Raw genomic sequence first — 7031 nt, 5'->3', positions numbered from 1 at the left:
ACGGCGGTCGCTTCGGGCTCTGCCCGAAGCGAAACCATTGCGCCGCAATCGGCAAGCATTCAGGCCGCAAAGGTCGATGCGCGATCGAAGTGGATCAGCTTTTGAAAACGGCCAGCGCCTCTGCAAGATCAATCGCACCATCATAGAGCGCGCGTCCCGAGATGGCGCCATTCAGCGGCGCGCCACAGGATTTGAGCGCCCGCAGGTCGTCAAGCGAAGAAACGCCGCCGGACGCGATCACCGGAATCGACACCGCATTGGCCAGCGCCGCAGTGGCGGGAACATTCGGACCCTTCATCGCGCCATCACGCATGATATCCGTATAGATGATGGCGGCCACGCCCGCGTCCTCAAAGGATTTCGCCAGATCGGTGACCTCGACATCGGTCTCCTCGGCCCAGCCCTTGGTCGCGACCTTGCCGTTGCGGGCATCAATTCCCACCGCAACCTTGCCGGGAAAGGCGCGGGCCGCCTCACGCACCAGATCGGGGTTCTCGACCGCCACGGTGCCCAGAATCACCCGCGCCAACCCCTTGTCGAGCCAGCGTTCGATGGTCGCCATATCGCGGATGCCACCGCCCAGCTGCGCGGGCACCTTGGTCTGCTTCAGGATCTCTTCGACGGGGGCCGCATTGACGGGCGCGCCGGCGAATGCGCCGTTCAGATCGACCAGATGCAGCCATTCACAGCCGGCCGCGACAAATTCCAGCGCCTGTGCTGCGGGATTGTCGTTGAACACTGTCGTCTTGTCCATGTCGCCGTGCAATAGCCGCACGGCCTGGCCGTCCTTGAGGTCGATGGCGGGGTAGAGGATCATCGGCTGCGCCCTTTATGGTCGTTAAAGCTCCTGCGCGCCCTTGTGCCCAAGCGGCAGCAGAATTGCAACGCACTGCCCGCGAGGCTCCTGCGCCGTCCTGAGCCGCCCCGCGCCCTGATGAGGCCGACCGCTGGCGACCCAAGGTCAATCTTGCCCGAGAGGGCCTGCCTCGGTCAGAGTTCAATCCAGGAGGAGGATCATCCCATGAAACATTTGATTGCAACCCTGACCGTCACACTCGGTCTTGCGGGGGCGGCTCTGGCCGCTGACCCGATCGAAGGCACCTGGCAAACGGAACCGGACGATGGCGCCTATGCCCATGTCGCGATGGCGCCCTGTGGCGCGGCGCTCTGCGGCACCATCACAAGCACGTTCAACGCCAATGGTGCCTATCAATCGCCCAATCTGGGCAAAACGCTGGTGATCGATATGGTCGCACAGGGTGGTGGCGCCTATGAAGGCAAGGTCTGGCGGCCCTCGAATGACAAGATCTACCTGGGTAAAATGGACCTCAACGGGGACACCCTGCGCTTGCGGGGCTGTGTCGCAGGCGGGCTGATCTGCTCCAAACAAACCTGGACGCGGGTAAAATAACGGGGCGGCGCGGCGCGACAGAGAAGGCGTCGCGCCCCTTGCCTGCCTCAGACCCATCGCGGAATTTGGCTCAGAACAGTCCCATCTGCACTGGAATAGGCACAAACCCACGTTTCACCTGGCGCTGGCGGGTGCTGTTGAACAGCGCTTCTGCCTCGTCGAGGGAGGCACAATAGTTGCGCCGCTCATGGCCGCCGGCTTTGCCAATCGGACCCGAGGCCTGCACCACACACCAGTCGCCAAACAGGGTGGGGGCGAGGCTGAGGACCAGATAGCGGTGCTGGCCGTCGCGATGACTGAATTTTTCAAAACGTAGGTACACGGTAAAACGGGCCCGACCGGTGAATTTGGTCGGGCTCGTATGCCCTGTTGCCAGGAATATGTCCATTGTTCACGTGGCGTTGGCGGGCCGGTGTTGCAGGACTGTCAGGCCACCGGAACGCGTCGACAGTTCCCCCCCCCGAGCGGCCCCGGCCCTTGGGGCGTCGCCTGATCGCCGCCGGGCCACCGGGACCCGCCCGGTGAATTGCCCGACCCGCCAGCCTTCATCTTTTGAAAAATACCTCGGAGCGCGAGGCAGCGCCTCGCATAGACGAGCCTTTCGCGCCCGCCGGAGGACGGGGCGCGCACATGGCGCAAATTCACGTCCGCTTGGCATCGTTTGGCAGGGAGGTCCCGAGCTTGCGGATCAGGGCGCCCAGGTCAGGAAATTGGCAATCATCCGCAGCCCGACATGCTGGCTTTTCTCCGGGTGGAACTGCATCCCCAGCATCGTGTCCCGGCCGATCACTGCGGTCACATCACCGGCATAATCCACATGCGCCAGACGGTCCGACGGCCGCGTGACGCGAAAGTGGTAGCTGTGGACGAAATAGCAGTGGTCGCCTTGATCAACCCCATCAAAAACCGGATGCGGGTTGTCAATGATCAGGTCGTTCCACCCCATATGCGGCACCTTCAGGGCGGGATCCTCGGGGGTGATCTTGACCACATCGCCGCCGACCCAGTCCAGGCCCGCTGTCTCGCTATACTCATGGCCCCGCGTGGCCATCAGCTGCATGCCGACACAGATCCCGAGGAAGGGGCGGCCCCGGACCTCGACGGCTTCGACCATTGCCTCGTACAGCCCTTTGTGGCCGCGCAACTCCTGCGCGCAGGCGGGAAAGGCGCCATCGCCGGGCAGCACCAGCCGGTCTGCCCGTGCCACAACATCGGCGTCAGAGGTCACGACGACCTCGCCCGCGCCGACCTCGCCGGCCATGCGCTGAAACGCCTTTTCTGCCGAGTGCAGATTGCCGGATTCATAGTCGATGATGGCGGTCAACATGGGCGGACATCCTTCGTTCTCTTGCGGATCCTGAAGTGGCGGGAATCCGGGCGCGGGTCAAGAGCGCAGGGCCGGATCCGGTGGCCCGAGATGCTCCAGCAAGGCGATGACCTGGTCGAAAACACCCGTCTCCAGGGCCTGACGGGGCGGGCCGAACTCGCCGGCCAGACACAACAGGGTAAAGCCATGGATCAGCGACCAGACCTGAAACTCGATCACCCGGCAGTGGCCGCCTTCCGGCACAAAGGGCGCGCAGACTTCGCGCAGGATCTGATAGGCATCGGCGGTTTCCTGATTGCGCCCCGGCACCAGGCTGGCCAGCCCCTGATTGCCAAAGATCACGGTCAGGATGCCGGCATGATCAAGTCCGAACCGCAGGTAGCCGCGACAGATTGATTTGAGCTGGCCGCGCGCCGACGGATCCCCCTGCCTGCGGGCCTCCTGCATGTAGCTGGAGAAGATGCGAAACCCTTCTTCTGCAATTGCCGCCCTCAGCCCCGGCAGACCGCCAAAGTGGTGCGCCGGGGCGGCATGGGACACACCGGCGCGGGCGGCACATTTGCGCAACGTCAGCGCCTCGATGCCGCCGTCCTCAAGCAGATCGATCCCGGCCTGGACCAGGGCATTGCGCAGGTCGCCATGATGGTGTCGGGGCTTGGATGTGTCGCGGCTCATGCGGGCAGGGTCAATGAAGGACTTGACGGTGTCAAGTTGATATGTACTTTACACTGTCAAGTTTGATCGGAAAGTGATGAGTGAAGGAGACTTGGTGATGACCCTTGAATTCTGGACCCGGCGGCGGCTGGCCTGGGCGCTGGCGACCCTATGGGGGCTTTCGGTGCTGATCGCGCTGGGATCGTTGCGCTTTGTCGTAGCGGAGATGTCCGTGGTGATGCCGGCGATGCTGCATCACGCGCTGGCACGGCCAGTGATGCTCTATCTGCATATTGGATTGGCGCCGGTGGCGCTGGCGCTGTTGCCGGTCCAGTTCTCGCGCCGTCTCAGGGCGCGCCGACCCGCGCTGCACCGATGGGCTGGACGGCTCTATGCGACCTGCGTCCTGCTGTCCGGGCTGGCCAGCCTGCCGCTGGCCTATACGACCGATGCGGGGCCGGTGGCGGGGCTTGGTCTTGCGGTGCTGGCGGGAGTCTGGCTGGGGACCACCGGGCTTGCGGTGGTTTACGCACTGCAGCGGCGCATCGACCTGCACCGCGCCTGGATGATCCGGTCGGCGGCCCTGACCCTGGCGGCGGTTACGCTGCGGCTTTATTTGCCGATCGGGCTGAGTACAGTGGGGTTCGAGGCGAGCTATCCGGTGATTTGCTGGATCTGCTGGTTGCCCAATTTGCTGGCGGCGGAATGGCTGTTGCGCCGGGAAGCACAGGCGGCCAGCCTGCAACCCGCCTGATGGGCCTCAACCGGGCCTGATCCGGCTTCTGCGCCGCACAATTGGCGGCGCAGAGGGGCTGTCAGATCACAACGCGCCCTTGGTCGACGGCACCGCATCTGCCTTGCGCGGGTCCACCTCGACCGCAACGCGCAGCGCCCGCGCGACGGCCTTGAAGGCGGCCTCGGCGATGTGGTGGCTGTTCACCCCGTGGATCTGGTCCACATGCAGGGTGATGCCGCCATGGGTGGCCAGCGCCTGGAAGAATTCCCGCACCAGTTCGGTATCAAAGCTGCCGATCTTTTCCGTCGGCAGATCGATGTTCCAGATCAGGAAGGGCCGCGCCGAAAGATCCAGCGCGGCGCGCACCTGGGCGTCATCCATCGGCAGGTGGCATTCGCCGTAGCGGTTGATGCCGCGTTTGTCGCCAAGCGCCTGCGCCAGGGCCTGCCCCAGTGCGATGCCGGTGTCCTCCACCGTGTGGTGGTCGTCGATATGGGTGTCGCCCTTGGCGCGAATGGTCATGTCGATCAAAGAGTGACGCGACAGCTGATCCAGCATGTGATCGAAGAAACCGACCCCGGTCTGATTGTCATAGGCGCCGCTGCCATCGAGGTTGACGGAGACGGAGATCTCCGTTTCGGCGGTGGCGCGGGAAACCTGGGCAGTACGCATGGGTGATATCCTCTTTCAGTCCCACAGGCTTATAGTGCTGCGACTGAGGCAGGCTCAAGCCTTCTGACGCAGAAAGCTGCGGGTTGTGACATGCGGGCAGAGGGGGCGCCGGAGCGGTGGAAGGCGCGGGGATGCAACCGGGATTGCCCTTTGCTGCGGGCCATGCGACGGTCGCAAGCAACCAGACCTGACAGAATTTGAGGCCAGACATGTCGACATGTGTCTTTATCCAGATCCGCTGCAAACCCGGCACGACCTATAAGGTGGCCGAGGATATTGCATTGCGGGAGATCCATTCAGAGCTCTATTCCACCAGCGGTGAATATGACCTGCTGATGAAGCTCTATATTCCCGAAGACGCGGATGTGGGCAAATACATCAACGATCATCTGCTGCAGATCCCCAATATCGAGCGCTCCCTGACCACGATGACCTACAAGGTGTTCTGAAGCGTTCTGACGGCCCCCGCGCTGGGGCCGCTGTTCGAGGTACGCCAGCTGTGCCCATGGGCGCCGGATGCAAGGGCGCCGGATGGCGGGCGGTGCCAGGGCTTTCCCCTGCCGGGGAAAGCCGAAGGGCGAGGCGCTGCCTCGCGCTCCGAGGTATTTTTGAAAAGATGAAGGGCGCAGCGTTGGGGCACCCTTGGGGCGCCCCTGGGCGGTGCTGGTTGTGCGGTCAGCCGTCCAGACTTCCATCTGCCTTGAGCGCGGCATAGGCGGTGTCGAGCGCGGTCTTGGTGCGTTTGAGCATTTCGTCGACCTCGGATCGGGTGATGATCAGCGGCGGGCAGAAGGCGAGGGCGTTGCCGGCGACCGCGCGCAGGATCAGGCCTTCGTCCTGGCAGGCCTTGACCGCAGCGGCGCCGCCCTTGCCGCCGGGAATGGTGGCGCCGGTGGTCTTGTTGGAGACCAGTTCCAGGGCGGCAATCAGGCCCTTGCCGCGCACCTCTCCGACCAGCGGGTGATCGGTGAAGATCGCCCGCAGTTGCGCCTGCAGATAGGCGCCCACTTCGGCGGCATGGTCGAAGGTCTTGTCGCGTTCGTAAATCTCCAGCGTTTTGAGGGCCGCAGCGCAGGCCACCGGGTGGCCGGAGTAGGTATAGCCGTGGCCAAAGACGCCGACCTCATTGGTCTGGTCCACCATCGCCTGATACATCCAGCCGGGAATGACGGAGGCGGAGATCGGAAAATAGGCCGAAGAGAGCTGTTTGGCGAAGGTCATCAGATCCGGTTTGATGCCCATGGTGGTGCAGCCGAAATCGGCGCCTGTGCGACCAAATCCGCAGATCACCTCATCCGCCCAGACCAGGATGTCGTGTTTGCGCAGCAGCGCCTGCAGGCCGGCGTAGTAGCCTTCGGGCGGGACGATGACGCCGGAGGCGCCGGTGATCGGCTCCACGATCATGGCCGCGATGGTTTCCGGGCCCTCGGCGAGGATCTGCTCTTCGAGGTTTTTCAGGATCCGTTCGACGAATTGGGCCTCAGTTTCGTTGCCCTGACGGCCGGTGTAGTAATGTGGCGCATCGGTGCGCAGGATCGACAGTGCCTCCAGCGGGGCATCGAAATGGGCCAGATTGGCGGGCAGGGAGGTCAGCGACCCGGCGGCCACGGTCACGCCGTGATAGCCCCGCTCGCGGGTGATGATCTTGCGTTTTTCCGGCTTGCCGATGGCGTTGAAGTAATAGCGCAGCATCTTGTAATGCGTGTCGTTTGCGTCGGACCCGGAGTTGCCGAAGAAGATATAGGCATCCTCCACTGGCACCATCGCCTTGAGCTTTTCCGCCAGCTGCATCACGGGTTCGTGGGTCTTGCCACCAAAGGTGTGCTGAAAGGGCAGCCGGTTCAGCTGGTCGGTGATTGCCGCCACAACTTCGGTGTTGGAATAGCCCAGCGAGGTGCACCAGAGCCCGGCGAGGCCTTCGATGTATTCCTTGCCGCTCTTGTCGTAGACATAGATGCCCTCGCCATGGGTGATGCAGAGCTGCTCTGTCGCGGTGAAATTGGTTGTCGGGTAGATCACGGAAGACATGCGGCTGATCCCTTGCTGTCAGAACGTTGCCCTAGGATTGGCGTGCAAATCCGGGGCCGTCAAAGACTTTTGATCAAAAAACGCAACGCGACCTGATCTTGCGCAAAAACATGCCCGGAGCGGTGGTCGGCTGGTCTGATCTGGAGAGGACCGAATGGAGCGGGCGAGGCGATTCGAACGCCCGACCCTAACCTTGGCAAGGT

Annotated in this window: 9 protein-coding genes; 3 read left to right on the top strand and 6 right to left on the bottom strand. The window is 63.3% G+C overall.

The window, feature by feature from the left end:
• Nucleotides 1-94: 94 nt before the first annotated feature.
• Entirely contained in the window at nt 95-817 is a 723-nt protein-coding gene (hisA, locus tag TRIHO_RS07150) for a 1-(5-phosphoribosyl)-5-[(5-phosphoribosylamino)methylideneamino]imidazole-4-carboxamide isomerase (protein ID WP_068241678.1), read from the bottom strand.
• Nucleotides 818-1021: 204 nt separating this feature from the next.
• Between hisA and TRIHO_RS07145 the strand changes: the two genes are divergently transcribed.
• A complete protein-coding gene (locus TRIHO_RS07145) occupies nt 1022-1411 on the top strand; it encodes a DUF2147 domain-containing protein (protein WP_068241676.1) in 390 nt (129 codons plus the stop codon).
• Nucleotides 1412-1481: 70 nt separating this feature from the next.
• Here TRIHO_RS07145 and TRIHO_RS07140 read toward each other — a convergent pair whose 3' ends face one another.
• From TRIHO_RS07140 to TRIHO_RS07130, 3 genes are all read right to left on the bottom strand, one after another.
• The gene (locus tag TRIHO_RS07140) at nt 1482-1799 is read right to left on the bottom strand and encodes a WGR domain-containing protein (protein ID WP_232367729.1); all 318 of its coding nucleotides are present in this window, start codon (nt 1797-1799) and stop codon (nt 1482-1484) included.
• 300 nt (nt 1800-2099) lie between these two features.
• On the bottom strand, nt 2100-2738 hold the full coding sequence (gene hisH / locus TRIHO_RS07135) for an imidazole glycerol phosphate synthase subunit HisH (RefSeq protein ID WP_068241674.1): 639 nt from the start codon (nt 2736-2738) through the stop codon (nt 2100-2102).
• 57 nt (nt 2739-2795) lie between these two features.
• Complete coding sequence (locus TRIHO_RS07130; RefSeq protein WP_068241672.1) at nt 2796-3413, bottom strand: TetR/AcrR family transcriptional regulator; 618 nt, start codon at nt 3411-3413, stop codon at nt 2796-2798.
• Between the two features lie 97 nt (nt 3414-3510).
• Here TRIHO_RS07130 and TRIHO_RS07125 point away from each other — a divergent pair, with 97 nt between their 5' ends.
• On the top strand, nt 3511-4146 hold the full coding sequence (locus TRIHO_RS07125; RefSeq protein WP_068241670.1) for a DUF2306 domain-containing protein: 636 nt from the start codon (nt 3511-3513) through the stop codon (nt 4144-4146).
• Nucleotides 4147-4212: 66 nt separating this feature from the next.
• Here the strand turns inward: TRIHO_RS07125 and hisB are convergent, their stop codons facing one another.
• Entirely contained in the window at nt 4213-4800 is a 588-nt protein-coding gene (gene hisB, locus TRIHO_RS07120; RefSeq protein ID WP_068241668.1) for an imidazoleglycerol-phosphate dehydratase HisB, read from the bottom strand.
• A gap of 209 nt (nt 4801-5009) precedes the next feature.
• Between hisB and TRIHO_RS07115 the strand changes: the two genes are divergently transcribed.
• Complete coding sequence (locus tag TRIHO_RS07115) at nt 5010-5249, top strand: Lrp/AsnC ligand binding domain-containing protein (RefSeq protein WP_068241665.1); 240 nt, start codon at nt 5010-5012, stop codon at nt 5247-5249.
• Nucleotides 5250-5475: 226 nt separating this feature from the next.
• On the opposite strand, the gene TRIHO_RS07110 is transcribed toward TRIHO_RS07115, so the two are convergent.
• Complete coding sequence (locus TRIHO_RS07110) at nt 5476-6828, bottom strand: aminotransferase (protein ID WP_068241662.1); 1353 nt, start codon at nt 6826-6828, stop codon at nt 5476-5478.
• Nucleotides 6829-7031: the final 203 nt, after the last annotated feature.

The sequence above is a fragment of the Tritonibacter horizontis genome, assembly GCF_001518015.1.
In the GTDB taxonomy this organism is placed as follows: domain Bacteria; phylum Pseudomonadota; class Alphaproteobacteria; order Rhodobacterales; family Rhodobacteraceae; genus Epibacterium; species Epibacterium horizontis.
Note: the sequence above shows the minus strand (reverse complement) of the source record. Positions and strands in the feature narration are given on the sequence as shown.

Coding starts and splice junctions, on each gene's coding strand:
- TRIHO_RS07130 (WP_068241672.1), bottom strand. CDS start 3,413: ATGAGCCGCGACACATCCAAGCCCCGACACCATCATGGCGACCTGCGC.
- TRIHO_RS07145 (WP_068241676.1), top strand. CDS start 1,022: ATGAAACATTTGATTGCAACCCTGACCGTCACACTCGGTCTTGCGGGG.
- TRIHO_RS07125 (WP_068241670.1), top strand. CDS start 3,511: ATGACCCTTGAATTCTGGACCCGGCGGCGGCTGGCCTGGGCGCTGGCG.
- hisA (WP_068241678.1), bottom strand. CDS start 817: ATGATCCTCTACCCCGCCATCGACCTCAAGGACGGCCAGGCCGTGCGG.
- hisH (WP_068241674.1), bottom strand. CDS start 2,738: ATGTTGACCGCCATCATCGACTATGAATCCGGCAATCTGCACTCGGCA.
- hisB (WP_068241668.1), bottom strand. CDS start 4,800: ATGCGTACTGCCCAGGTTTCCCGCGCCACCGCCGAAACGGAGATCTCC.
- TRIHO_RS07110 (WP_068241662.1), bottom strand. CDS start 6,828: ATGTCTTCCGTGATCTACCCGACAACCAATTTCACCGCGACAGAGCAG.
- TRIHO_RS07140 (WP_232367729.1), bottom strand. CDS start 1,799: ATGGACATATTCCTGGCAACAGGGCATACGAGCCCGACCAAATTCACC.
- TRIHO_RS07115 (WP_068241665.1), top strand. CDS start 5,010: ATGTCGACATGTGTCTTTATCCAGATCCGCTGCAAACCCGGCACGACC.